Source organism: Streptomyces sp. NPDC102270 (genome assembly GCF_044766405.1).
Taxonomy (GTDB): Bacteria; Actinomycetota; Actinomycetes; order Streptomycetales; family Streptomycetaceae; genus Streptomyces.
Map to the genome: position 1 here is coordinate 21,304 of NZ_JBIWLX010000004.1, position 24,998 is coordinate 46,301.

The window sequence follows — 24,998 nt, forward strand, 5'->3', positions numbered from 1 at the left end:
ACGGTGCCGGACTACCTGATACGCGGACGGAACCAATGGCCAAGCGTATCATCGACATGAGTAACATGATCGAGCACTTGCTGGCGAGTCGGATTGGGATGGGCATCGTAGAAGCGATTCCACGAAACACGTATCTCACTGAGATGCACTCGGCTGTTTATGTCACCTTTGGGTATTCCTCGAAGATTTTCCAATGAGTGTATCTCGTCCGGCGAGAACAAGCCGGGGTAACGTTTGAGGATTTGCTGTTCGATAGCATGGTGGACAACTACCTCGCCTTCGAGATCCGGGTTAGCCTTGAAGAACGTTCGCTTGTAGTTGTGATCCGTAGCAGTGCCCACGGAAGCCTCGGTTCGGGCCGGCACTGTCTTGCCGAGTACGGTCTCCTTTCTCTCCGCTGCTTTTCTCGCGGCATCTTCGCACGGTGTGAGCCCGAGCGGGTCGGTCCAGGCCAGAGGGTTGCCGACGTAGGTCGCTGGATTAGGGGCCGGACCGAGGCCGAGCGGATCGGAAGTGAGGTAACGCGCGGTTTCGGGGTCGTAGTGGCGGAAGTAGTTGTAGTGGAGGCCGGTTTCAGGGTCGAAGTACTGGCCCGGGAAGCGGAGCGGTGTGTATGCCGTGCTGTCCGCAGCCCAGGCCGTTGTGCCCCATAGGGTGCTGCGGGTGCGCCAGGCTATGTCGCCTGATTCGTCGATCAACTCCGTCGGGGTGCCGACCAGGTCGGTCACTATGGCGAAGAAGCGGGAGTCGATTTCGTCCTGGGAGGCGTCGGCGGCTGTGATGCGTTCCGTCTGGGCGATCGGGTGCAGGCCCTGGTGGTCCCAGGTCAGGGTGACCGGGTTCGGGTGGGACGGGGACCTCGTCATCTGCTCGCAGAGAGTCGTGCCGTCCCAGGTGAAGTCCACCTGTTCCAGGACCGAGGCGCAGTCACCGGCCAGGCGTTGCTTCGCGATGCGGCGGCCCAAGGGGTCGTAGCGATAGCGCCAGCGCGTGCCGTCGGGGGTTGTCACCGCCGTCAGGCGGTCCTCCGCGTCCCATTCGTAGCGCCAGGTGTCCGGCTTGCGGGACAGGCGGGTTTTCTGGCGGAGGGTGATGCGGCCCGCTTCGTCGTGTTCGTAGCGGACGGCGCCGGCGCGGGTGATGCGGGTGCCTGTGTAGGTGCGGTCCCCCGTCGACTCGTGTCCGGGGTGGCTGGAGGGCCAGCTCGCCGACGTCTGGTTGCCCGCCTCGTCGTACGCGTACCTCTCCGTCCAGTTCGTCGCGTGGACCGCCGTGACTCGGCCAGCCAGGTCCAGGTCGAAGCGGCGGGTGCCGTTCAGGTCGTCGTCGATGGCCGTCAGGTTGCCGTCGGCGCGGTAGGTGTACGCGCGGTGTTGGAGGCGGTTGCCCGTGGGGCCGACCAGATCCTGTTTTGTCAGGCGGCCCAGTGGGTCGAAGGACTGAGTCAGGGTCACCGACTCGCCTATGTGGCGGCCCAGTTCGCGGCCTGCCTCGTCGTGGGTGAAGGTCAGAGTGCGGCCCGATGCCACCATGCCGGTGCGGTTGCCCGACGCGTCGTACGACCAGCTCGTCGTCGCGCCGGTGGGGGTGGTGCGGCCCGTTCTGCGGCCCAGCTCGTCGTAGGCGTGGGTGAGGGTGCGGCCGTTGACCGTTTCCGACAGGACGCGGCCGGCCTCGTCCCTGTGCAGCCTCAGGACTGCGTCCGGGCCCGCCGCCTCCGTCAGGGCGCCCGTCAGGTCGTACCCGTACGTCGTGATCGCCCCGGCCGCCTCCTTGCGGATCACCCGGCCCAGGACGTCACGGGAGAAGGTGATCGGCTCGCCGGATGCCGTGGTGCTGGTGCTCAGTTGGCCTGCGGGGTCGTGCGCGTAGGTCAGCGTGCGGTCGTCGAAGTCCGTCTCCGCGATCAGGCGGCCCGCCGGGTCGTACTCATAACTCCACGTCAGGCCCTGCGGGTTCGTGACCCTTGTCAGGCGCAGTTCCGTGTCGTGGGCGAACTCGTAGCGCACCCCGTCCGGGCCCGTGCGGGCCGCCAGCAGGTCGAAGTGGGTGTACTCGAAGCGGGAGACCGCACCCAACGCGTCCGTGTGGGTGGTGCAGTTGCCCTCGCCGTCGTACGTCCAGGATTCCGTTGTGCCGTCCGCCGCCGTACGGCGGGACAGGCGGCCCTCCACCGTCCATTCCAGGGCCGTCACCGCGCCCGTGGGGTCGGTGATCCTCACCGGGCGGCCGAACGCGTCACGTGAGTAGCGGGTCACCGCGCCCAGGGGGTCGGTGATCTCCAAGGGGAGGCCCGCCGGGTTGCAGCGCACCCTTGTGGTGTGCCCCAGGGCGTTCGTGACGGATGCCAGGTGGCCCTGGTCGTCGTACGTGAAGCGGGTCGTCGTGCCCGAAGAGTCGGTCACCGCCGTGCGGTTGCCGAAGTCGTCGAACTGCTGGCTGACGTGGGTGCCGTCGGGGCCGGATATCGCCACCGGCATGCCCTGGTCGTCGTAGGCGATGCTGGTGTAGCGGCCGTCTGGGCGGACTGCCAGGACCGTGCGGCCCGCCTCGTCGTAGGCATAGCCACGCGTGCGGCCCAGTGGGTCGGTGGCGGTCAGCGGGCGGTGGGCCCGGTCGTAGGTGGTGTGGGTCGTGGCGCCGTCCGGGGTGGTCACCGCTGCCACTTGAAGGTCGCTGTTGATCTCGTAACGGGTGCTGTGGCCCGGGGAGTTGACCGCCGTGACCGTCCGGTGCCCGCTGGTCGGATCCGGGTCGCCGTAGGAGTACGTGTAGCTCAGGTGGCCCGCCTCACCACCCTGTGACGTGCAGCGGTCCTCGTCGTCGTAGACGTAGTGGTACGAGGAGTTGTTGGTGTCGGTCCAGGCGGTGATCCGGCCCGTGGAGTCGTTGGTGAAGCGGGTCGGCAGACCCGAGGAGTTCGTCACCGTCGACAGGTGGCCATGCGCGTCGTAGCTGAAGCGGACCAATTCGATGTCGTCGGTCAGGTGCAGGGCCGTGATCCGGCCGTCCTCGGTTGTGATCCTCAGGTCGTAGCCGGACGAGTGCACGATGCCCTTGGGGGCGCCCTCGTCGTCGTACTCGAAGGTGAGCCACTGGCTGCCCGAGCGGTCGATCAGCTGGGAAAGCAGGGCTATGCCGTCGCCGCCCGGGCCCGCGAAGTCCCAGACACGGCCGGACTCCGGGTCGGTGACCGTGTAGTCGCCCCACTCGTCCACCGTCAGCGGCCAGGAAGCGCCCTCCAGCGGTAGCACCGGGACGCCTGGCGCCGGGTGCGGATACGCCAGCAACGAGCCGTCCTCGCGGACGAAGACGACTCCCTCGGCGTCGATCTCCAGCCGCTGGTCCGCCGTCGACGTCCAGCACGGGCCGAACCAGCGGCCCGCCCGGTACGACGACTCGAACTGGCGGGTGAAGATCAGGGGCAGCCGCGCGGGGAGCGTCACATCCGTCTGTGGCAGCGACATGCGGCCGGTGGCCATGTCGATCGGGTCGCTGCCGAAGAGTTTGCACTTCAGTTCCCGGGCGACGTCCATGAGTCCCCGGCGCGTGCCCTGCCGTGCGGCTCCCGTCGCCGCGTCCTTCGCAAGCCCGCGCAGAGCGTCACGCCCAACTGCCCGGCCCAGGCCGCCCGCGCCCTTCCCCCCGATCAGGTTCGAGAGCAGATACCCCGCCGAATCCCCCGGGTCGCTCGACCACCCCGTCCCCAGGATCGACATCGGCAACCGCTCCGGATGCGCCGCCGTCCCCACCAGACCCGCCAGCAGCAACTGCGAGTTTTTCGACCACTCACCGGGGTGGGTCAAGTTGTACGGGTCCAGCGGGTTCACCGTGCGGGCCAGTTTCAGGACGTCCGTGCCGCCGCGCAGGAGGCCGCCGAGGACGTGGACCGAGTTGAGCTGGGTGCCGACGAACAGGTCTGCCACTCCCGCGCCCAGGCGGTCGGTGAACTCCGGTTTGGACGGGGCCGATTCCAGCGCTGCGGCCAGCTTGCGGCGGGCGTCCTGCGCCGCGTCCGTGCGCAGACGGCGGGCGTGGGACAGGATCTCCTGTGCTTCCTCGCGGCCCGCCGTCCCAGGGTCGACGAAGTCGCCCGGTTTCGTCGGCTTCGCTCCCGGATCGCCGCCCGCCTCGGCGGTCGCGTTGTAGCGGTCGGCCGCCTGGTTGTACGCCGTCACCTTCGCGTCGTACGCGTCCGCCGCCCGTCGTGAGGCGTCCTGCGCCCTGCGGTAGGCGTCGATCGCCGCCTGCGCCTGCTGCTGTGCCCAGCGGACCGTGTCCGCGTACGACTCCAGCGCGGAAGCCGCCGCCGTGCAGGCGTCCGCCGCCGTCAGCCACTGCTTCGGCTGTACGTCGAACTTCGCGCGGAACGCGTCCGCCGCCTGGCCCCGCCACTCGCCCGGGTCGAGCGAGCGCATGCCCTGGCCGACGTTCTCGAAGGCGGCCGCGAACTTCCGCAGGTGCCCGGCCCGTTCGCGGAGCGCCGACTCGCTGCCGTGTACGAGTTCCTTCGGGTCCTCGCTCTCGCCGAGGGCGCGCTCGGCGACCGTGCCGCCCAGGCGGTTGTTCACGCTCTCGCCGAAGTCGCGGACCTTCTCGGCCGCGCCGTCGGCGCCCACGTCCGACAGCAGTCCCGCCGTCTTGTCCGTGCCCCAGTTGACCGCCTCGCCGACGCCCTTGTTCAGGCCGTCGGCCGCGCTCTCCAGACCGTCGCCGAAGTCGTCGACCAGATCCCCGAAGCCCATCAGTCCTCGCCCTCCCCGTCAGAAGTCGAGGAGGGAGGCCCGCTCCACTGCCAGTCCGTCCGGGGATCGAAGAACGCGTCCGGCGTCACCGTCGATGTCGAGACGTCTTCCGCCGCCTGGGTCCAGGCCGCCTTCACCTCGTCCGCGCCCGACGTGAAGGACTCCGCGCTGTAGTCCGCGTTCGCCACCTGGCTGACCGGGTTGTCCTTCAGCGTCTCCGACCAGGACCGTGCCTTCACCTCGTCCGGGGACAGGTACGGGTTGCCCGTGCCGGCCGTCCACACCGACTTCAGGGTGTCGGAGACGTACTGCTCCTGCTCGTGGTAGATCCCCGCCGACAGACCCAGCCGGCCCGCGAACTCGTTCGCGTCCTGCATCAGCGAGCGCACGCCCCAGCCCCAGCGGTCGCAGAAGTCGGCGAAGACCTGCTGGAGGCCGTCGTCGCCCACCTCCAGGCCGGTCATCGACAGGTCGTCGAAGCCGCGGCCCAGGTTCGCCTCGATGTCGAAGCCGAACTCCTTGAGCTCCGCCATCGCCTGGTTGATGCCTCGGGTGATCCGTTCCATCGCCTCCGGATCGACCTGGTAGCCGTCGCTCACGCCGCCCCAGCTCCTTCCGGAGAGGCGTCCACGGCCACCGGGTCCGGCACGATCCCCGCAACCGGGGGCAGCACCAGACCCGTCGGGCTCCCCGCGTCCACCGCGATGCCCGTCGGGCCGTCCACCCTGGGGATCACCTGGTCCAGCAACCGCGCGCCGTACACCGGTATGCGCTCCGGTACGGCCTCGCCCCGCGCCTCGGCGAATCGTTCCAGCGCCGCGAGATCCGTGAACGCGAACAGCCAGCGAATCCCGCCCGCCTCCGCCGACAGCAACGACCCGTCGACCACCGGCACCAGGACCTCCCTGCGCCGGAACTCCCCGATCTCCGCTCGCCGTTCCCGCTCCGCCTCGGCACTCACACCAGCCGCCCCCGTCGTAGCCCTGATCGAACGTCGCACAAGTGAACGACGATGCTAGACGATTCGGCTGAGAGCCGCCCTCGGTGTTTCAGACAGCCGGTACCGCCGTCACCGCCGACAACCGGTGCACATCCCGGGCCGTCCCCGTGACCCCCGACAAGAACCCCTGCGCCCGCGGTGAGGCCGTCTCCGTCAGCCAGTCCGGGTCGATGTCACACACGGCCACGCGGACCCCCGTGCCCGCCAACGCCAGCGGCAGGGTGTGCACGACCGTCGAAGGGAAGCTGAGGATCGTACGGCCGATGGGTCCGCGTCGGGCTATCAGCTCCAGTGGGAGGTCGGGGCGGACGATCTCCAGCCCCGTCTCCACGGCCAGCCGGTGGAGCTTCTCCGTCGACTCGCGGCGGTGGGCGAAGTAGCGGGTCGCGCCATGGGACTTGGCCAGGCGGGTGACCGCCTCCACATAGCGGTCGGCGTCCACCACGCCTGTCTCCACCAGCGAGGTGCCGACCATGTCCGCGCCCTTCGTGATGCGCGGCGGCCCGAAGCGGCCGCGGGTCCAGGCGAAGGAGTGGGACGAGACCGTCACGCCTGCCGGGGCCTCCGCCATCGGCATCGAGGAGAAGATCTCGACTTCCCTGCCCTTCCCCGGCGTCAGGCGCTTGCGGGCCGCCGACGATATCGGGGCGAAGGCAAGGTCGCGGGGGCTCGGGCGGCCGCCCTTGCGGTGCCAGCGCACCAGGCGTTCGCCGCGGGCCAGTTGGGCGACGAACTCCATCGTCGCCGTGCCGTCGTCGACCACGACCAGGGCGGATGCCCTGGTGATGGTGAGCAACAGCTGGACATAGCGGGAGAAGGGGTCGCCCAGGACCACGCGGTCCGCCCTGCGGAGCATGCCCGCCAGGCCGCCGATGGTGTGGAAGGGGGCCGCGGGGCCGCCCCTCGCCTCCTCCCAGCGGACCTCGTGGCCCTCCTCGCGGGCCAGTTCCGCCATGCGGCGCAGCTGGCCGCGGGTCATGGGGTCGGTCGGGGACAGCACGACGAGGGTGAGCTGCGCGCCGGGCGCGTGCCCGTGCGCCCACTCCAGCACGTTGAGCAGCTGGACCGGGCTCTCCACGAACGCGAGAGTGTGGGGGCCGGTGTTCCCGGCGCGGGGGCTCATCGACGTACGACCGTCCCGTCGTAAGGCGCTCATGAGGCGGTCATGAGGCGCGCGTAATGAACACCGGGTCCCGGACGGACAGTCGCCGGGGACCCGGTACCTGGTGGCTCAGACCGAGACCGGCTCGCCGGCCGCCGCGGCGATCTCCGCCTCGGCGACGACGCCGGTGACGCGGCGCAGCTTCTTCATGGGGCCGAGCTCGGAGTCGTAGACCTTCTTGACGCCGTCGCCGAGGGAGGCCTCGATGGTGCGGATGTCCCGCACGAGCCGCTGCAGGCCCTGCGGTTCCACCGACGCGGCCTGGTCGGAGCCCCACATCGCGCGGTCCAGGGTGATGTGGCGCTCGACGAAGGTCGCGCCGAGGGCGACCGCGGCCAGCGTGGTCTGCAGGCCCGTCTCGTGACCGGAGTAGCCGATCGGGACGTTCGGGTACTCCTCCTGGAGCGTGTTGATGACCCGGAGGTTGAGCTCCTCGGCCTTCGCCGGGTACGTCGAAGTGGCGTGGCAGAGAAGGATGTTCTCCGAGCCGAGGACCTCGACGGCGTGGCGGATCTGCTTCGGGGTGGACATGCCGGAGGACAGGATGATCGTGCGGCCGGTGGCGCGCAGCGCCTTCAGCAGCTCGTCGTCCGTGAGGGAGGCGCTCGCGACCTTGTGGGCCGGCACGTCGAACTTCTCCAGGAAGGCGACGGCCTCGGTGTCCCACGGGGAGGCGAACCAGGCGATCCCCTTCTCCTTGCAGTACGCGTCGATCTGGCGGTACTCGTCCTCGCCGAACTCCACGCGGTGGCGGTAGTCGATGTAGGTCATCCGGCCCCAGGGCGTGTCGCGCTCGATGTCCCACTGGTCGCGCGGGGTGCAGATCTCGGGCGTGCGCTTCTGGAACTTGACGGCGTCACAGCCGGCCTCGGCGGCCACGTCGATGAGCTTGAAGGCGTTCTCCAGCTCGCCGTTGTGGTTGATGCCGATCTCGCCGCAGATGTAGACGGGCTGGCCGGGACCGGCGATGCGCTCGGTGCCGAAGGTGCGGAGGCGGGAGTTAACAGACATGACGGGGAACGTTCCTTACTTGTCGAGGGAGTCGAGAGAGGGGCCGAGGATCCAGCTGGCGATCTCTCGGATCGCGCCGTCGCCACCGGGGACGGTGGTGACCGCACGGGCGGCGCCGCGTACCACGTCGTGGGCGCTCGCGACCGCCACGGGCCAGCCCACGAGGGCGAAGCACGGGAGGTCGTTGACGTCGTTGCCGACGTAGAGCACGCGCTCGGGCGCGATGCCCTGCTCCTCGCACCACTGCTTCAGCGCGAGGTCCTTCCGGTCGATGCCGTGCAGCACGGGGATCTTCAGCTTCCGTGCGCGGGCGGCGACGACCGGGTTCTGCTCCGTGGAGAGGATCAGCATCTTCAGGCCCGACCTGCGCAGGGCGGCGATGCCGAGTCCGTCGCCGCGGTGCACGGAGACGAACTCCTTTCCATCGGCGTCGATCAGCACCCGGTCGTCGGTCTGGGTGCCGTCGAAGTCCAGTACGGCCGCGTCGATGTCGTCGAAGGACGGCAGCGCTCCGGCGCGGTCGGCGTCGAGGAGGGGCGCCAGCGCGCGGGCCCTCGCGAGGTCGTGCGGGTCGTCGATCTCCAGCACGCGCGCGGGGTCCGTGCGGACCAGTTCCGTACGGCCGAAGAAGCGGTGCTGGTGCTTGCGGAAGCCCGGCGCGTCCATCGCGTAGGCGGCGCCGGTCTCCAGGAGGTCCTGGGGGCGGTCCTGGCGGCGGGGGCGGTACGACTTGTCGTGGTTGACGCCGTGGCCGCCGCCGGTGGCCGCGTCCGGTGAGGACTCCGCGTCCCGCCAGATGAAGCCGTGGAAGGGGGCGACGGTGACGGCGGTGTCCGCGCCGCCCTCGACGATCGCGGCGGCGACCCCGTCGATGTCCTCGCGGACGACGAAGGGGCTGGTGCACTGTACGAACACCACCACGTCGACGGCCGCGCCGTGCAGGGCCTCGTGGGTGTCCAGGGCGTGCAGGACGGCGGCCTCCGAGGTGGCCGTGTCACCGGCGATGGCGGCGGGGCGCAGCACGACCTCGGCGCCGGCCTCGCGGGCGGCGGCGGCGATCGCCTGGTCATCGGTGGAGACCACGACATCGGTCACCAGCCGGGTGGCCAGGCACTCGCGTACGGCCCGTGCCACCAGCGGCACACCGCCCACCGGGGCGAGGTTCTTCGCGGGCACGCCCTTGGAGCCGCCGCGCGCGGGAATCACCGCGAGCACGCGGCGTTCCGAAGCGCCTTGGCCCGCTTGCGGGTTGGACATGGGGTCTGCTCCTTGGGAGAGGCCTGGGAGGGTGTTCACAGCTCCCCCATCCGCCGGATCACCGGAGCCACGCGCTGCACCCCGTGCCGGTAGGCGCCGCGGGCCGCGCGGCGGACGATCTGGCGGACCGGGCCCGGCTCCCTTTCGTGGGCGGGGGCGCCGGGCAGCGGTGTGCCGTCGGGGCCCAGGTGATGGCGGGCGAGGATGCCGGGGAGGTAGCCGGGGGCGGTGACGGGTGTGTAGTACGGGGTCAGCGGGGGCAGCTCGGGCGAGGCCAGCAGCTTGGTGATGCGCTCGCGTGCCGCGTCGAAGGCGTGCGCGTACCGGCCGTCCACGGCCACGCCCTGGCGGGCCACCCACTCCTCGTCGGGCACCGGCCGGTGGCCCGCGTCCAGTTGGTCCCAGGAGGCGAGGCAGCCGGAGCCGACGAAGTGGTGGTTGCCGAGGACCTCGCGGATGCCCAGGTCGGTCAGGACCGCCGTCGGGATGCCGCGGTGCAGTGACTCCAGCGCGGCCGTGGAGCTGATGGTGACCAGCAGGTCGGTCCGGTCCAGGACCTCGCCCATGTGGCCGTACACCAGACGGAAATTGGCCGGCGGTTCGAGGCGCTGGACCAGCTTCTGGTACGGCAACTCCTCGATGTGCGTGGTGTGTTCGCCGGGCCGGGAGCGCAGCTTGAGCAGCACCTCGCGCTCGGGGTGCAGCCGGGCGTGCCGGATGAGCCGGTTCAGCAGGTACACGCGGTCCTTGCGGTTGTCCGGCACCGAGGGCTGGACCGCGAACACCACGGTGTACGGGCCGTGTTCGCCTTCGTAGGCCGCACCGCCGAGGAACGGCAGCGCCACCTCGGTCACCGCGGAGGCGTCCGCGCCCACACCCTCGTACACCGCGCGGAAACGCTCGGCGTCCTGGCGGGAGTTGGCGAGGACCAGGTCGGCCCCGTGCCGCAGGAGCAGGCCGTCGGCGAGCTTCTCGTAGACGACACCGACATAGCCGGTGACGACGACGGGACGCTTCTCGAGGCCCTCCCAGACGCGCCCCAGCCCGTGCAGCATCGCCTGGACCCCGCCGCCGACCAGGGCCAGCACGACGAGGTCGTACGACGTCTCGGCCATGGCCCGCAGGAACTCGGCCGCGGTGACCTCCCGCAGGGAGTCCGCGTGCACGCCGACCTCTTCGAGCTGGCGTGCGGTGGGGGTGGCCCGGCCGCGCAGCAGGAATCCGTCCAGCGCGGGGCCTGCTTGCGCCCCGCCTCGGGGTCCGGCTTCCATGGACGGATCCGGAGCGATGCGGTCGGCGGTCAGCGCACCCCATTTCCAGCGGGTGTCGGAGTCCGCGAGGACGGCGATTCGAAGGGACTTCGATGTACTTGGCGGCACGACGACGACGCTAGGAAGGAATTTCTAGGTCCCGCCCAACCGTGAATCAACGAGAAGTTAACAAAGGGCCACCGAGAGCCGAACTGGCCCGCCGAAGACCGGGAAGTACACGGGATGCACCGATCCGACACATCGAGTTCACCCCCAGTCTCCTTTCCGTAAAGTTCTGCAGCCGGACCGCCTTCTAGCGTTTTGCGGGTGCCCAAGCTCTCCGTCATCGTGCCGTTCTACAACGTGCAGCAATACGCCCCCGACACCCTCCGAAGTCTTCGGCTGAATGCGCGCCGGGATTTCGAGTTCGTCCTGGTGAACGACAAATCCAAAGACGAAACTCCGGCGATTCTCGACCGTGCGGCCGATGAGCTGTCGGACGTCGCCCAGGTGCGGGTCCTCCACCACGAGACGAACGGAGGGCTCGCCACCGCGCGCAACACCGGCCTGGACGCGGCGCGCGGCGAGTATCTGACGTTCCTGGACGGCGACGACTGGCTCGCGCCGGGCTATCTCCCGCAACTGGTCGCCGCCATCGATGAGTTGGGCTGCGACTTCGTCCGCACCGACCATGTGCAGACCGTCGCGCGCGCCCGGACCGTGCACCGGGTCCCGATCGGGCGGCGGGGCGAGGTGCTGAACCCGCGGGACGCGATCCTGCCCGCCGACCGCTCGACGTCGGTGGACTACGCGTACGCGTGGGCCGGCGCCTACCACCGCCGTCTGCTCGACAAGGGCCTGCTGCACTTCACCGACGGGTTGCGCACGGCCGAGGACCGGCCGTGGATCTGGAAGCTGCACCGCGAGGCCGAGTCGTTCGCCGTGGTGAGCCTGCTGGGCGTGTTCTACCGGCGCGGGGTGGCCTCCTCCCTCACCCAGATCGGCGACGCCCGCCAGCTCGACTTCATCCGCGCCTTCGACCAGGTCATCGAGGAGACGGCCGCGGACCGGGACGCCGACCAGCTGCTTCCCAAGGCGGTGCGTACCTACTGCGCGATCATGGCCCACCATCTCTCCGACGAGTCCAAGTGGGAGCCGTCCGTGGCCAGGCAGCTGCGGGCGATGAGCGCGGCGGCCATGAAGGGGATGCCGCAGGACGCGCTCGGTGACGTACTCGACAGCATGGACCTGCGCCGTTCCGCCAAGCTGCGGCGGCTGCGGCGACGGGTCACCACAGCGAAGGCGGCCGCGTGATGCCCCCGACCGGTTCCCGTACGACCCAAATCTTCTGCGCCTCCACGCTGTACGGCGCGGTCACACTGGCCGCCGCGATCGACTCGGACCTCTTCGAGGAACCCGAGCGGCGGGTGCTGCTGGTGTTCAACAACACGGCGACACCGGAGACGTCGACGCCGCTGGACGAGATGCCGGGCTTCGCGCCGCTGCGCGACCACTTCGACGAGGTGCTCTCCTGGAACGAGGCGATCCGCCCCTTCCACCCGGGCTCCTGGACGCCCCGCCCGGACGACGTCCCCCTCTTCGAGCGCTATCTGCGACTGCTGTGGGGCCTGGGCGAGGACCGGGTCGAACTGGTCCTGGAGTCCCTCCAGGTCGCCCCCGCCCTCACCGTCGCCCAGATCTTCACCGGCGCCCCGGTCGACGTCTACGCGGACGGCCTAATGAGTTACGGCCCCACCCGCAGCAAGCTCGACCCGCTGGTCGGCACGCGCGTGCGGCGCCTGCTCCACCTAAACCTGATCGCGGGCCTCACGCCGATGCTGCTGACCGAGTTCGGCGTGCCGCCGGTCGTGGTGCCGACGTCCGCCTTCCTGAAGGCGATGGGTGAACTGACCGCCGTCGAGGAGTTGCCGCCGCTGCCGGACGACGCGGCGCTGCTGCTCGGCCAGTACCTCTCCGCGCTGGACATCCTCTCCCCCGAGGAGGAGGAGGCCCTGCACATACGGATGCTGAAGGGCGCGGTCGCCAAGGGGCACCGCGCGGTCGTCTTCAAGCCGCACCCCAGCGCGCCGGCCCGCTTCAGCCGTGCCCTGGAGGCCGAGGCGGAGCAGCTCGGCGTGGACCTCACCGTCCTGGACACCCCGGTGCTCGCCGAGGTGCTGTTCGAGAAGGCCCGGCCCGCGCTGGTCGTCGGCTGCTTCTCCACCGCCCTGTTCACGGCCTCCGCCCTCTACGACCTGCCGGCCGCCCGCATCGGCACCGAACTGCTCCTCGAGCGACTGACGCCGTACCAGAACAGCAACCGGGTGCCAGTCGTGCTGGCGGACGCGGTGCTACCGGATCTGGAGGAGCGCAAGGGCGAGGAGGCAGTGCCCGCGAACACGCTCAACGCCCTGGTGACGGCGCTGAGTTTCACGATGCAGGCGCAGCTCCACCCCTCGCTGCGCCCGGCCGCGGAACGGTATCTCTCCCGGCACTTCGGCCCGCGCACCCGGCGCTACTTCCGTAAGAAGCGCCTGACCTCGCTCGGGCTGCCGGGCGGCATTCCGGAGCGGCTGGCCTTCCTGCCGCACAACGCGACGGCGCGCCGGGTGGTGCGCAGGGCGCGGGCCCTGAAGAAGGCCGTACGGCGATAGGCGCCAAGGGCTCGGGAGGGGGTTGCTCCGGTGGGCCGGGAACACCGGGGGAATCCTGTCCGTCGGCCAGGTGAACCCTTGGAGAGAGCTGAGCGAAGAGCGATCTCCTCGAACAAAAGTGCTCAGGGCGCTGCCTAACCTGCTGGTGGACGCCACTTCTGCCTGCTAGGGGTACCACCGTGACCGAGACGGTCGTGAGCACCACCAAGCCGCAGTCCGTCACGGCTGCACCCGTTCGGGTCGCGCCGGTGAAGCGCGCGGGCGGTCGGCTCCGTGCGCTGGACGGGCTGCGGCTGATCGCCGCGCTGATGGTGGCGCTCTACCACTACGGCGGCCGCGGCGGCGTCGTCACCCACGCGTGGGGCAGCTCACCCAAGGAGCAGTTCCCCACCCTGCACACGCCGTTCGCCTACGGCTGTCTCGGCGTCCAGATCTTCTTCGTCATCAGCGGCTTCGTCATCTGCATGAGCGGCTGGGGCCGTCCGCTGCGCTCGTTCTTCGCCTCCCGCGTGTCCCGGCTGATGCCCGCGTACTGGGCGGCCGTCCTCCTCGTCGCCGGGATCTTCGCGCTCCCCTGGGTCGTCCACAAGACGGTCTCGCCGAGCGACGCCCTGGTGAACCTGACCCTGCTCCAGCAGCCGCTGGGCGTCGACCGGGTGCTCGGCGTCGACTGGACGCTGTGGGCGGAGATCCGCTTCTACGCCCTGTTCGCCCTGGTCGTGGTCCTGCCGGGGGCGAGCCGGCGCCGGGTCGTCATGTTCTGCGCGTGCTGGACCCTCGCGGCCGCGATCGCCCAGGGCGCGAAGACGCCACTGCTGGACATCGTGCTGATGCCCGAGTACGCGCCGTTCTTCATCGGCGGCATGGGTCTCTACCTGGTCCACCGCGACCGCAAGGACGCCTACGCGTGGGGCATCGTCGCCGTCAGCTTCCTGATCGGCCAGCACTACGCGGTGCGCGAGCTGTGGAACGTCTCGGACCCGAACGCCTTCGCCCACCGGACGTCGTACGGCATCGTCCTGGTCGTCGCCCTCGGGTTCCTCGCCGTCGCCGCGATCGCACTCGGCCTGCTGGAGTGGGCGAACTGGCGCTGGCTGACGGTGGCCGGGGCGCTGACGTACCCCTTCTACCTGGTGCACGAACACCTGGGCTGGGTGGTGATCGAGGTCCTCCACCGCGATCTGGACCTGCCGTCGGGCGTGACCTTCCTCCTGACCCTCGCCTCCATGCTGACCCTGGCCTGGCTCCTGAACCGCTTCGTGGAGGACCGGTTGACCCCGCGGCTGCGTACGGCGCTCAACGCTCAGGCAGCGGGCGGACGTCGGGCTCGTCAGGGCTGAGTCCGGGTGGGAGTGCGTGGGGGTTCGCCGCGCCCCTGCGGGGCGTTCCCGTACCGCTTCTCGATTCCGTCGATCACCAGCGCCAGTCCCTCCTCGTAGTGCTGGTCGAAGTCCTGGAAGATTTCCGCGCCCGCCGCCGCCGACAACGGGAAGCCGGCCATCGCGCGGGCGCGTTCCGCCACGTCGAAGCCTTCGCGGCGCTCGCCGGGCAGCGGCTCGGACTCCACCCGGGCGGCCGCGCCCCCGACGGCAAGCTGGCGGGCGTACGGCTCTTCGATGCGTTCCGGGGCCCGCACTGGACACTGGTGGCGGCAGGGCCGAGGCTCCGGAGCTGCCGGAGTCGGTGCGGGTGGTCACCGGTGACGAGCAACCGTCGTACGGGAAGGGGCTGTTCCTGGTGCGTCCGGACGGCTATGTGGGGTGGGCGGGCGAGGACGCCTCGAAGCTGACGGAGTACGTCGGCCGAGGCGTCACGCGCTAGCGAACGACACCTTCACCGCGTACGACTGTCGCACTCAGAACGCGTCCGAGGGGACATACGTACCCCACACCTCGCGCAGCGCGTTGCACACCTCGCCCACCGTCGCCCGGGCCTTCAGCGCGTCCTTCATCGGGTACAGGACGTTGTCCTCGCCCTCCGCCGCCTTCTTCAGGGCGGCGAGGGCCGCGTCCACCGCGGACCGGTCGCGCTCGGCGCGCAGTCGGGCCAGCCGCTCCGCCTGCCGGGCCTCGATCGCGGGGTCGACGCGGAGCGGCTCGTACGGCTCCTCCTCGTCGAGCCGGAAGCGGTTGACGCCCACGACCACCCGCTCGCCGGAGTCGGTCTCCTGGGCGATGCGGTAGGCGTTGTGCTCGATCTCGTTCTTCTGGAAGCCGTGCTCGATGGCGGCGACCGCGCCCCCGAGGTCCTCGACCTTCCGCATCAGGTCCAGCGCGGTCGCCTCGACGTCGTCGGTCATCCGCTCGACGGCGTACGAGCCCGCGAAGGGGTCCACGGTGGCCGTGACGTCGGTCTCGTGGGCCAGGACCTGCTGCGTACGGAGCGCCAGCCGGGCGCTCTTGTCGGTCGGGAGCGCGATGGCCTCGTCGAAGGAGTTGGTGTGCAGGGACTGGGTGCCGCCGAGGACCGCGGCCAGGCCCTGGACGGCGACGCGGACCAGGTTGAGCTCCGGCTGCTGGGCCGTCAGCTGCACGCCGGCCGTCTGGGTGTGGAAGCGGAGCATCAGCGACTTCGGATTCCGCGCCCCGAACTCGTCCCGCATCACCTTCGCCCAGATCCGCCTGGCGGCACGGAACTTGGCGACCTCCTCCAGGATCGTCGTCCGCGCGACGAAGAAGAAGGACAGGCGGGGTGCGAAGTCGTCGACATCCATGCCGGCCGCGACCGCCGTACGCACGTACTCGATGCCGTCGGCGAGCGTGAACGCGATCTCCTGCGCCGGGGAGGCCCCCGCCTCGGCCATGTGGTAGCCGGAGATCGAGATCGTGTTCCACCTCGGGATCTCGGCCCCGCAGTACTTGAAGATGTCCGCGGTCAGGCGCAGGGAGGGCTTCGGCGGGAAGATGTACGTGCCCCGCGCGATGTACTCCTTCAGCACGTCGTTCTGGATCGTGCCGGTGAGCCTGTCCGCCGGCACCCCCTGCTCCTCGGCCACCAGCTGGTACAGGAGCAGCAGGAGGGCGGCGGGTGCGTTGATCGTCATCGACGTGGACACCTGGTCCAGCGGGATCCCGCCGAACAGCACCCGCATGTCGTCGACCGAGTCGACGGCGACTCCCACCTTGCCGACCTCGCCGTGGGCGATCGGGGCGTCGGAGTCGTGGCCCATCTGGGTGGGCAGGTCGAAGGCGACCGACAGGCCCGTCGTGCCGTGGGCGATCAGCTGCCGGTAGCGGGCGTTGGACTCCGCCGCCGTGCCGAAACCGGCGTACTGGCGCATCGTCCAGGGGCGGCCCGTGTACATCGACGGGTACACGCCCCGCGTGAAGGGGTACCCGCCCGGCTCACCGAGCTTCTCCTCGGGCGCCCAGCCCTCGAGGGCCTCTGGACCGTAGACGGGTTCGATGGGCAGTCCGGACTCCGACTCACGCGTCATGCCCACCACCGTATTGCGGTCTCGGGCGAAGCGCCGCCGGGTCGTTCGCAACCGGCCGTCCGGGGGGAGACATCTCAGGGGATGCCGGTGAGACGACAGGGGGTCCGGATGCGTAGTACGGGCATGGGGAGATCGTTCGCCGCGCTGCTGGTCCTGGCGCTGGCCTGCGGCTGCACGGTGCGGACCGCCGACGGTGACGGGGACGGCAAGCGGCGTCTGCCGGTGCGGATCGAGGTCCCGCAGCACAGCACACCACCGGCCGGCGACGACCCGAAGCCGAGTGCGACGCCGTCCACGTCCGCGTCCGGTGCGGCCCCCGCGCCCGCCGTGCTGTGGTCGCGGGGCGACTCCGGGCGGGGCGTACGGGAGTTGCAGGCCCGGCTGCGTCAGGTCGCCTGGCTCTACGACGGGCCGACGGGGTCGTACGACGATCTCACCGAGCGGGCGGTGAAGGGGTTCCAGGGCAAGCGCGGACTGCCGAGGACCGGGAGGACCGACACGGTCACCTGGAAGCGGCTGAAGGGCATGACGCACGAGCCGGGCAAATGGGAGCTGTATCTGATGGGCGGCCAGCCGGCCGACGCGCCGGACGCGCGCTGTCTGACCGGGCGGGTGCTGTGCATCAGCAAGACCAGCCGGACCCTGCGCTGGATGATCGACGGACGGACGGTCATGACCGTGCCGGTCCGCTTCGGCTCGGTGGGCACACCGACCCGTGAGGGTGTGTTCAGCGTCTACTGGAAGTCACGGCACCATGTGTCGACGCTCTACGACTCCCCGATGCCGTACGCGATGTTCTTCAGCGGCGGCCAGGCGGTGCACTACTCGGCCGACTTCGCCGCCCACGGATACGCGGGCGGCTCGCACGGCTGCGTCAACGTGCGGGACGAGGCGGCGATCGCGGACCTGTTCACCCAGGTGCGGAACGGCGACAAGGTCGTCGTCCACTGGTGAGTTCCGCGACGAGGCTTAGGGGCGCGGACGGGACCGGGGGAACGTGCCCCGCCCGCGCCGAGGTGCACGAACCGTAGGTACGGGGGGAACCCCGGCTCTGTGCGACGGCCGATGACCAGTCGGCTCACTCCATACTGCGCCGCAGCGGCCGAAAACGTCACACCCACCGCGACCGAAACCGCAGTGGGCAAGAAAAGCGCAGGTCAGCGGCGCGGGGAGTGGTCAGGTCGCGCTGTACGACGGGCTCGGCCGCGGGTCCGGTGACATCGTTGCCCCGGGTGAGGCGAGCGGGGCGCCGGAGGTGCCGCCGTCGGGGTCGTGGTGGTTCCGGCGAGGGGGCGCGAACTGGCCGTCGTCGTGGCCGTTCCCGTTCCCGTCTCCGTTCCCGTTCCCGTTCCCGTTCCCGTCTCCGTTCCCGTCGCCGTTCCGGTCGCCGTGGCCGCTCTTGTCGTTGTCCTCGTGATTGCCGGTGTCCTCGCCCTTGCCGTCGCTCTTGCCGTCGCCCTTGCCGTCGCTCTTGCGGTCGTCGGGGGCCGTCTTGGCGTCGCCCCGGGTGTCGGCGCCGGACAGGAGGCCCATGCAGTACGTCCACACCCGCGAGGTTCCGCCCGCCGCACCCTCCAGGGAGCGCTTGCGGGCCGGGTCGAGCTTCTTTCCGGCGCGCAGGTCCCGGCAGGCCGAGGCGACTGCGTTCCCGTCGCCGCGGGGCCTGACGCCGCGCCCCTCGGAGCCCGTGTCGGGGGTCGCGCCGGTGTCGCCGCGTGCCGTGTCCCGGGAGCCGGTCCCACCGGAGGGAGAGCCCTCGGGCGAGGGCGCGACCTGCGGGGGCGGGGCCGACGGCGAGACAGGCGGGCGGTCCGGGGTGGCGGCGGCCGACACCGACGCCGCGGGTTCCGGTTCGCCGTTCCCGAGGTGCGGCAGGACGCCGAATCCGGCCGCGACGGCCACTCCGCCCACCATCCCGACGGCCAGTACGGCGGCCAGCCCGAGGTGCGCGGGACGCCGCCGACGGGCCCGGCCGGACCCCACGTCGGGGGCGCCGATCCGCACGAGACCGGCATCGGCGGAACGGGCTTCGGCCGGGCGCCGGCCCGGGACGGGCGGGCTCACCCAGTCGTCCGCACGATCCGCGCGCACCTTGCGGAACGCGGCCAGCGCGGCCTCCTCACCGGGAAGTGCGCCGCTGGTCGGAGCCGGTTCGGCGGTCAGCGCGTCGAGCGTTTTCGCGAGCCGCTCGGCCTGGTCGCGGGCGGCCTCGTCGACAGCTTCCAGTGACTCGCCGCGCAGCAACCGCTCCGCTGTCTCGAGGTCCAGCCACCCGTAGCTCTCGTCGGCCATCACATGTCCTTCTGCGTCCGCGGGCGCATATGCGTCACACTCGCGGACGTCACCGCACTGGCCTGCGGTTCTCGCTGCGGCGGCAGGGCATCGAGCGCGCCGGCCGATTCCGGATCCTCGCCGAGGAGCTCGGCGAGCCGTTTCAGACCCCGATGCGCGGCCGTCCGTACCGCGCCGGGACGCTTGCCGAGGGTCTCTGCGGCGGTCTTGGCGTCCAGGCCGACCACCACTCGCAGCACTACGGCCTCGGCCTGGTCCTGAGGCAGCCGCGCGATGAGCGAGAGGGTGGTGTCGGTGGACAGCGCCTCGATGGCCTCGCCCGCGGTGTCCGACTCGGCGGGCTTCCCGGTCAGCTCGGTCTCGTCGCCGCCGATCGCGGGGCGGCGGCCGCGCATCCGGATGTGGTCGAGGGCGCGGTTGCGGGCTATCCGGGCCGCCCAGCCACGGAAACGGTCCGCGTCTCCGTCGAAACGGTCCAGGTCACGGGCTATCTGGAGCCAGGCCTCGGAGGCCACGTCCTCGGCGTCCGGATCGCCGACCAGCGTCCGGACGTATCCGAGCAGCCGCGGGTGCACCGCGCGGTACACAGTCCGGAACGCGGTCTCGTCCCCGTCCTGTGCCGCAAGCACCGCGGCAGTCAACTCCGCGTCGTCCCCCAGCACCCGTGAATCCTCAATACGTGGTCGCGATCGATGGTCGCCGCTTCGAGCCGTCGAGGGGTTGATCATTCAACTTCCGCGCCCGGCGCGAAAGGCACGTTACGACCTGAAACCGCTGCTCGTCCATGTCCGTACAAAATGCAACTGGCTCGTGATCCGCAGGCGGTTCGGCGGGGTGTGACAGAAACCGCACTCATGACGCTGAAGGAAATACGGGCCGCCGCGCGGCCCGTACCGCGCGACGGCCGGGGCCTCTCCTGTGGGGGGTGGCGGCCCCGGCCGTCTCCGCGGTCCACCGGGAGCACTGAACCGTCCGGATGCGGCTCTGAGGCCTGTGACCGACGTTGGGCGCGCTGTCCCCGGGTAGCTCACCACTTCATGCGGGAAACCGTCAGTGCGGCAGGCGATCAGGCCGCGACATCGACTTTGACTCAGAGGCGACCCGTTCCCGGCTGACCCGCACGCCGGCCCTCCGGGTGCCCGCGGTCAGCGCCGCCCGCCCAGGATGATCTTCCAGACACGCGTTGCCACCTGCAGATTGAGCCGGGTGTCCACATCCGCCAAGTCGTGGTCGCTGATCTCACGGATGCGCTGCAGCCGGTAGCGCAAGGTGCTGCGGTGGACGGTCAGCGCGGCGGCCGCATCGTCGTAGTTGCCTCCGCAGTCGAAGTAGCGCGAGAGCGTCTCCACCAACTCGGTGTCGTGCCCTGCGTCGTAGTCGATCAGGCGGCCGAGCCATTCCCGCACGAAGTCTTCGAGCTCCCGGAGATCGTTTCCCGGCCCCAGGATCCGGTACAGCCCGAGGTCGTCGAAGAACGTCGTCCCGCTGCGCTGGCGGGAGTTCTGCCGCACCTCCAGGGCCCGCAGTGCCTCCCGGTAACAGCGGGGAATACCGTCCGGGGAGTCGCAGCGGGTGCTCACCCCGATCGCTCCGCCGGGCGGTCCCAGCTCACGGGCCAGCGCCGTGTACACGGCATCGTCGTCGGGCCTCGCTTCGGTCAGCAGGACCATTCGGTCGCCGCGACGGGTGATCAGGGGACGGGTCGCCGAGGTGGCTGTCGCCTGCTCGACCGCACGGGTGAAGGAGTCGTCAGGGGCGTTGCCCGGCCAGTGCACCACGACCACGTGATGGGTGCGTTGCAGGTCGTGGCCGACGGCTTCGGCCCGGGCGTAGGCGCTCGTCGCGTCAGTGCCCTCCAACAGGTCGTCGATCAGCTGGCGGCGCAGCCGCAGTTCGACCTCGGCGAGTTCGCGCTTGTGCATGAGCTGCTGGGCGAGCGACCGCTGGGCGTGATCCAGGGCGAACCGGGCGTGCTCGTCGGCCGTCGCCTCGGGGTCCTCGAGGGCGAGTACGCCGAGGACGTCGCCGCGCGGGCGGACCACGGCGATCAGCCGGTCCTTGACTCTGACCAGGCCCGGCTCGCGCGCGACCTGCCGCAGCAATTCTTCCTGGTAGGTCGAGGACCGCACCGGATAGGGATCGGGGCGGTCGGGACCCGCCCAGGACCTCAGGTTGCCGAACCGGTCCTCGACGAGCGCCGACAGCCCGGTGAGCTCGTACAGCGCTTGGGTGATGGCGTCCTCGCCGCCGCCCCGGGCAGCGACACGGGCGAGGGTCTCGTGCACGGTCTTCTGCAGGTGCAGTTCGGCGTGCATGGTGTCCAGCTGCACCAGCGCGGTGTCCCGTTCGGTGCGGACCCGGCTGAGTTCGCCGGCCTCGTCCTCCTGCGCGGCACGCGTGACCGTCAGTGACAGGGCCGCCGATGCGAGCCCCACGAGGGTCGAGAGGAGGAAGCGCCCCTGCTCGTCGGGCCCGGAGCGGGAGGAGACCAGGATGTAGCCGAGCAGACCGCCGGCGGCCCCGCGCAGGCCGAACGCCCAGGTCCAGGACCGTTCCGCAAGGGATACGGAGCCGTCGGCCTCGCCCAGGTCCTTCATCTGTGCGTCGTCGGCCTTCGGCGCTCCCGCGTCGTGGCCGGGGACGCGGGACAAACCGTCGCCCCTCACGAGGTATCCGGCCTCGGCGTGGTAGGGACCAAGGGCACTGACGTGCCCCATGGCCAACCGCACGATCTCACTCTGCTCCGCGCAGGCGAACAGGGTGTGGGACAGCACCAGCAGCCCGTGCGGGTCCAGCGCCGCGAGCGGGCTGGGGTCGTGCCGTTCGGTGCCCGCGGTGTTGCTCGGGTGGCGGGTCACTTCCTGGTCGGAGACGTGAGAGGACAGCCTTCGTGACGGATGGCAGGCCATAGATCATTCCGTTCTCCTCCAGTCATCGGAGGAGATCGAGCGAGTCGTGGGAATCCACGCCTGGGCGAGCCCTGAGTACCCAGCCTGGGCAACGTCATCCGACTTGTCTGAATTTTGACTTGTTCTCGTGGACCGACCGACTGCGTCGATTTCTGACCTGTCGGGTGCAGGCGGAGCGCGCTGCTCTCTTGCCACTCTGGGCTTGTCGGGGATCGCCGGGCGCGCCGGTGGCCGTGGCAGGGAGGACTGGCTGATGAACGAGCAGGAGAGGGGGCCATCATCGGGCAGGACGTGCGCCTGGTCGAGCAGGTGACGGGCCGCATGGGACTTGGCGGGGCCGCGCTGCACGGCGCGGCGAGCGGCGCCCTGGCCGGCGCACTGATCGGGTGGATCTTCGGGCTGCTGAACTGGCTGGATCCGGTCGTGTCGGGACTGCTCCTCGCCCTGTACGGGCTGGTTTTCGGAGCGCTCGTCGGTGCCCTGCTCGGCCTGGTGGTTCCCGGCGGCCCAGCGGGGCCGCCGGGACTTCGCCTCGGTGAGCTTCATGCAGCCCAGCCAGTACGACGTCGTCGCCGACGAAGCGGTCGCCGACGAGGCGGTGCGGCTGCTGGCCGAACTGCCCAGCGCGAGCGGCACCAGCACCGGCAGCGGGACTTGGAAGAGCAGCCGCCCGCAGAGCGGCCCCGCCGTCACCTGAGCGAGTGCGGAAAGCCGGGCGCGACTCCGAGGTCGAACGGGGCCGCCCGTCGCGGAAGGAGTTCCTCATGGCCAAGGCAGTAGGCATCGACCTGGGCACCACGAACTCGGTGATCGCCGTCTGGGAGGGCGGCGAGTCGTCGGTCGTACCCAACAACGAGGGCAACCGCACGACACCGTCCGTGGTGGCCTTCACCGACACCGGCGAGCGCCTGGTGGGCCAGCTGGCCCGCCGCCAGGCGATCCTCAACCCCAAGGGCACCATCTACTCGGCCAAGCGGTTCATCGGCCGGCACTTCGACGAGATCTCCGAAGAGGCCAAGGCCGTCACGTACGACGTGGTCGAGGGAGACGGCGGCGCCGCCCGCTTCAAGGTGCGCGACAAGCTCTACGCCCCCGAGGAGATCAGCGCACAGGTCCTGCGGAAACTCGCCGACGACGCCTCCAAGCAGCTGGGCGAGAAGGTCACGGAGGCGGTCATCACGGTGCCGGCCTACTTCAACGACGCCCAGCGCACCGCCACCAAGGACGCCGGACGGATCGCCGGCCTGGAAGTGCTGCGGATCATCAACGAGCCGACCGCGGCCGCCCTCGCCTACGGCATGGACAAGAAGCAGCACGAGACGGTGCTCGTCTTCGACCTGGGCGGCGGCACCTTCGACGTCAGCATCCTCGACGTCGGCGACGGCGTGGTGGAGGTACGGTCCACGGCGGGCGACAGCCATCTGGGCGGCGACGACTTCGACCGCCGGCTTGTCGACCAGCTCGCCGACGGGTTCCAGAAGGAGAACGGCATCGACCTGCGCAAGGACCCGCAGGCGCTGCAACGCCTGTTCGAGGCTGCGGAGAAGGCCAAGACCGAGCTCAGCTCGGTGACCCAGACGCAGGTCAGCCTGCCGTTCATCACGGCCGACGCCTCCGGGCCCAAGCATCTGACCGAGACGATCATGCGATCCACGTTCGAACAGATCACCGGCGACCTGGTGGAGCGCTGCCTGGGCCCGGTGCGGCAGGCGATGGACGACGCCAAGGTCAGTGACAACGACATCGACGAGGTCATCCTCGTCGGCGGCTCCACCCGCATCCCCGCCGTCCAGGCCCTGGTGCGCAGGCTGACCGGCGGCAAGGACCCCAACATGAGCGTCAACCCCGACGAGGTCGTGGCGAAGGGCGCCGCGATCCAGGCCGGGGTCCTCAAGGGCGAGGTCAAGGATGTCCTGCTGCTCGACGTCACCCCGTTGTCGCTGGGCGTGGAGACACGCGGCGGCGTGATGACGAAGATCATCGAGCGGAACACCACCATCCCGGTGCGCCGCACCGAGACCTTCTCCACCGCCGAGGACAACCAGCCCGCCGTCGACGTCGTCGTCCTGCAGGGCGAGCGTGAGCTGGCTGCCGACAACCGGGTCCTGGGCCGCTTCCAGCTCACCGACATCCGCCCCGCGCCGCGCGGCGAGCCGCAGATCGAGGTCATCTTCGACGTCGACGCCAACGGCATCCTCAACGTCACCGCGCGGGACAAGGACACCGGAAAGGAACAGAGCATCACCATCAGCGAGAGCTCCAACCTCGACGGCAGCGAAGTCGAGCGGATGGTCCAGGAGGCCGAACGCAACCGCGGACAGGACCAGGCCCTGCGCGAGGCGGTCGACGCGCGCAACGAACTGGACGCCATTGCCTACCAGGTCGAAAAGCGCCTCGGGGAGCTCGGCGACGCCGCGCCCGCACACGAGAAGGCCCGCGCCGAGATGCTGGTGGCGGAGGCCCGCGACGCGGTCAAGAACGAGGCCGGGGTGGACAAGGTCCGGCCGCTGGCCTCCGAACTCCAGCAGGTCTTCGCGGGCCTCGCGGCCCACCAGGCGGGAGCCGCCGCGGGCGGTCCGGCGGACACCGGCTCACCGGACGGATCCGCGCCCGGCGGGGCCGCGCCGGGCGGCGCCGGGGGTGACGACGATGTGATCGACGCCGAGTTCGACAAGGGCTGAGGTGCCCGCCATGCCCATCCCACCCCGGGGCCGAGAGCCCGACCCGCCGCCGGAAGGCGCCGTACAGCCGCCGCGCGGGAACCTTGAGCAGCCTGGACCGCGGACCGAAGAGGCCGAGCCCGGTCCCGACGCCGTAACCGGCACCGCCGCACCCGACGACGAGTCCGCTGCCGCACTGCGAGAGGCCGAGGACAACTGGCGGCGCGCCCTGGCCGACCTCGACAACCTGCGCAAACGCCATACCAGGGAGCTGGAGCGGGTGGCCGCGGCCGAACGCGCCCGTACGGCTGCGGCCTTCCTGCCCGTCATCGACAACCTGGAACTTGCCCTGAGCCACACGGGGGCCGCCGATCCCGGTGCGATTGTCGAGGGCGTCCGGGCTGTGCGTGACCAGGCCGTGAACGTCCTGGAGCGGCTGGGCTACCCGCGCCACGCAGAGAAAGGTGTGCCGTTCGACCCGGCCCGGCACGAGGTGGTCGGAGTGGTCCAGGATCCCGACGCCGATCCGAACACCGTGGTCCAGGTGCTGCGACCCGGCTACGGGGAGGCCGAGCGGCAGCTGCGGCCTGCCGCCGTGACCGTCGCCAAGCGGGAGTGAGTG

At 70.5% G+C, this 24,998-nt stretch carries 19 protein-coding genes and 1 pseudogene; 8 read left to right on the plus strand and 12 right to left on the minus strand.

What is annotated here, in order from left to right; all coding sequences use genetic code 11:
- Positions 1-11 precede the first annotated feature (11 nt).
- From ACIRP7_RS07900 to ACIRP7_RS07930, 7 genes are all read right to left on the minus strand, one after another.
- Positions 12-4,745, minus strand: a complete 4,734-nt coding sequence (locus ACIRP7_RS07900) for a putative T7SS-secreted protein (protein ID WP_403655200.1) — start codon at positions 4,743-4,745, stop codon at positions 12-14.
- Entirely contained in the window at positions 4,745-5,344 is a 600-nt protein-coding gene (locus ACIRP7_RS07905; RefSeq protein WP_403655202.1) for a hypothetical protein, read from the minus strand. Before ACIRP7_RS07905 ends, ACIRP7_RS07900 begins: the two co-directional genes overlap by 1 nt.
- A complete protein-coding gene (locus ACIRP7_RS07910) occupies positions 5,341-5,706 on the minus strand; it encodes an SseB family protein (RefSeq protein WP_403655204.1) in 366 nt (121 codons plus the stop codon). Before ACIRP7_RS07910 ends, ACIRP7_RS07905 begins: the two co-directional genes overlap by 4 nt.
- A gap of 88 nt (positions 5,707-5,794) precedes the next feature.
- The gene (locus tag ACIRP7_RS07915) at positions 5,795-6,868 is read right to left on the minus strand and encodes a hypothetical protein (protein WP_403655928.1); all 1,074 of its coding nucleotides are present in this window, start codon (positions 6,866-6,868) and stop codon (positions 5,795-5,797) included.
- A gap of 108 nt (positions 6,869-6,976) precedes the next feature.
- Positions 6,977-7,918, minus strand: coding sequence for an N-acetylneuraminate synthase family protein (locus ACIRP7_RS07920; protein ID WP_393600448.1), 942 nt, complete (start codon positions 7,916-7,918; stop codon positions 6,977-6,979).
- Positions 7,919-7,933: 15 nt separating this feature from the next.
- Positions 7,934-9,175, minus strand: a complete 1,242-nt coding sequence (locus tag ACIRP7_RS07925; protein ID WP_403655206.1) for a cytidylyltransferase domain-containing protein — start codon at positions 9,173-9,175, stop codon at positions 7,934-7,936.
- A gap of 35 nt (positions 9,176-9,210) precedes the next feature.
- Complete coding sequence (locus ACIRP7_RS07930; RefSeq protein WP_403655208.1) at positions 9,211-10,554, minus strand: DUF6716 putative glycosyltransferase; 1,344 nt, start codon at positions 10,552-10,554, stop codon at positions 9,211-9,213.
- 198 nt (positions 10,555-10,752) lie between these two features.
- On the opposite strand from ACIRP7_RS07930, the gene ACIRP7_RS07935 reads away from it, so the two are divergent.
- The 3 genes from ACIRP7_RS07935 to ACIRP7_RS07945 all read left to right on the plus strand — a co-directional run bounded on the left by ACIRP7_RS07935 (position 10,753) and on the right by ACIRP7_RS07945 (position 14,419).
- Positions 10,753-11,739 carry a glycosyltransferase family 2 protein gene (locus ACIRP7_RS07935; RefSeq protein WP_403655210.1) on the plus strand — a complete coding sequence of 329 codons (987 nt, stop codon included), beginning with the start codon at positions 10,753-10,755 and terminating at the stop codon, positions 11,737-11,739.
- Positions 11,739-13,079 carry an alpha-2,8-polysialyltransferase family protein gene (locus tag ACIRP7_RS07940; protein ID WP_403655212.1) on the plus strand — a complete coding sequence of 447 codons (1,341 nt, stop codon included), beginning with the start codon at positions 11,739-11,741 and terminating at the stop codon, positions 13,077-13,079. The genes ACIRP7_RS07935 and ACIRP7_RS07940 overlap by 1 nt, the downstream gene beginning before the upstream one ends.
- A 179-nt stretch (positions 13,080-13,258) precedes the next feature.
- Complete coding sequence (locus ACIRP7_RS07945) at positions 13,259-14,419, plus strand: acyltransferase family protein (protein ID WP_403655214.1); 1,161 nt, start codon at positions 13,259-13,261, stop codon at positions 14,417-14,419.
- Here ACIRP7_RS07945 and ACIRP7_RS07950 read toward each other — a convergent pair.
- Positions 14,410-14,637: pseudogene (locus ACIRP7_RS07950) on the minus strand (TetR/AcrR family transcriptional regulator C-terminal domain-containing protein); the annotation flags it as partial. The gene ACIRP7_RS07945 and the pseudogene ACIRP7_RS07950 sit on opposite strands and share 10 nt — an antisense overlap.
- Positions 14,638-14,762: 125 nt before the next feature.
- On the opposite strand from ACIRP7_RS07950, the gene ACIRP7_RS07955 reads away from it, so the two are divergent.
- Positions 14,763-14,900, plus strand: a complete 138-nt coding sequence (locus tag ACIRP7_RS07955) for a hypothetical protein (protein ID WP_403655216.1) — start codon at positions 14,763-14,765, stop codon at positions 14,898-14,900.
- A 34-nt stretch (positions 14,901-14,934) separates the two neighbouring features.
- Here the strand turns inward: ACIRP7_RS07955 and ACIRP7_RS07960 are convergent, their stop codons facing one another.
- A complete protein-coding gene (locus tag ACIRP7_RS07960) occupies positions 14,935-16,515 on the minus strand; it encodes a methylmalonyl-CoA mutase (protein ID WP_403655218.1) in 1,581 nt (526 codons plus the stop codon).
- Positions 16,516-16,638: 123 nt separating this feature from the next.
- Between ACIRP7_RS07960 and ACIRP7_RS07965 the strand changes: the two genes are divergently transcribed.
- A complete protein-coding gene (locus ACIRP7_RS07965) occupies positions 16,639-17,469 on the plus strand; it encodes a L,D-transpeptidase family protein (protein WP_403655220.1) in 831 nt (276 codons plus the stop codon).
- 222 nt (positions 17,470-17,691) lie between these two features.
- On the opposite strand, the gene ACIRP7_RS07970 is transcribed toward ACIRP7_RS07965, so the two are convergent.
- From ACIRP7_RS07970 to ACIRP7_RS07980, 3 genes are all read right to left on the minus strand, one after another.
- Positions 17,692-18,807, minus strand: coding sequence for a hypothetical protein (locus ACIRP7_RS07970; protein ID WP_403655222.1), 1,116 nt, complete (start codon positions 18,805-18,807; stop codon positions 17,692-17,694).
- Complete coding sequence (locus ACIRP7_RS07975) at positions 18,807-19,469, minus strand: RNA polymerase sigma factor (protein WP_403655224.1); 663 nt, start codon at positions 19,467-19,469, stop codon at positions 18,807-18,809. The genes ACIRP7_RS07970 and ACIRP7_RS07975 overlap by 1 nt, the downstream gene beginning before the upstream one ends.
- A 483-nt stretch (positions 19,470-19,952) precedes the next feature.
- Positions 19,953-21,665 carry a PucR family transcriptional regulator gene (locus tag ACIRP7_RS07980; RefSeq protein ID WP_403655226.1) on the minus strand — a complete coding sequence of 571 codons (1,713 nt, stop codon included), beginning with the start codon at positions 21,663-21,665 and terminating at the stop codon, positions 19,953-19,955.
- Positions 21,666-22,191: 526 nt separating this feature from the next.
- Between ACIRP7_RS07980 and ACIRP7_RS07985 the strand changes: the two genes are divergently transcribed.
- The 3 genes from ACIRP7_RS07985 (at position 22,192) to grpE (ending at position 24,995) form a co-directional block, all read left to right on the plus strand.
- Positions 22,192-22,413 (plus strand): hypothetical protein, encoded by a 222-nt coding sequence (locus ACIRP7_RS07985; protein WP_403655228.1) that lies wholly within the window; start codon positions 22,192-22,194, stop codon positions 22,411-22,413.
- 67 nt (positions 22,414-22,480) lie between these two features.
- Entirely contained in the window at positions 22,481-24,397 is a 1,917-nt protein-coding gene (gene dnaK, locus ACIRP7_RS07990; protein WP_403655230.1) for a molecular chaperone DnaK, read from the plus strand.
- 10 nt (positions 24,398-24,407) lie between these two features.
- Positions 24,408-24,995 (plus strand): nucleotide exchange factor GrpE, encoded by a 588-nt coding sequence (gene grpE / locus ACIRP7_RS07995; RefSeq protein WP_403655232.1) that lies wholly within the window; start codon positions 24,408-24,410, stop codon positions 24,993-24,995.
- Positions 24,996-24,998 lie beyond the last annotated feature (3 nt).

Bases quoted from the DNA above. Each gene is read 5' to 3' on its own strand.
- ACIRP7_RS07900 (WP_403655200.1), bottom strand. From the start codon at position 4,745: ATGGGCTTCGGGGATCTGGTCGACGACTTCGGCGACGGTCTGGAGAGC.
- ACIRP7_RS07915 (WP_403655928.1), bottom strand. From the start codon at position 6,868: ATGAGCCCCCGCGCCGGGAACACCGGCCCCCACACTCTCGCGTTCGTG.
- ACIRP7_RS07920 (WP_393600448.1), bottom strand. From the start codon at position 7,918: ATGTCTGTTAACTCCCGCCTCCGCACCTTCGGCACCGAGCGCATCGCC.
- ACIRP7_RS07925 (WP_403655206.1), bottom strand. From the start codon at position 9,175: ATGTCCAACCCGCAAGCGGGCCAAGGCGCTTCGGAACGCCGCGTGCTC.
- ACIRP7_RS07940 (WP_403655212.1), top strand. From the start codon at position 11,739: ATGCCCCCGACCGGTTCCCGTACGACCCAAATCTTCTGCGCCTCCACG.
- ACIRP7_RS07960 (WP_403655218.1), bottom strand. From the start codon at position 16,515: ATGACGCGTGAGTCGGAGTCCGGACTGCCCATCGAACCCGTCTACGGT.
- ACIRP7_RS07965 (WP_403655220.1), top strand. From the start codon at position 16,639: ATGGGGAGATCGTTCGCCGCGCTGCTGGTCCTGGCGCTGGCCTGCGGC.
- ACIRP7_RS07970 (WP_403655222.1), bottom strand. From the start codon at position 18,807: ATGGCCGACGAGAGCTACGGGTGGCTGGACCTCGAGACAGCGGAGCGG.
- dnaK (WP_403655230.1), top strand. From the start codon at position 22,481: ATGGCCAAGGCAGTAGGCATCGACCTGGGCACCACGAACTCGGTGATC.
- grpE (WP_403655232.1), top strand. From the start codon at position 24,408: ATGCCCATCCCACCCCGGGGCCGAGAGCCCGACCCGCCGCCGGAAGGC.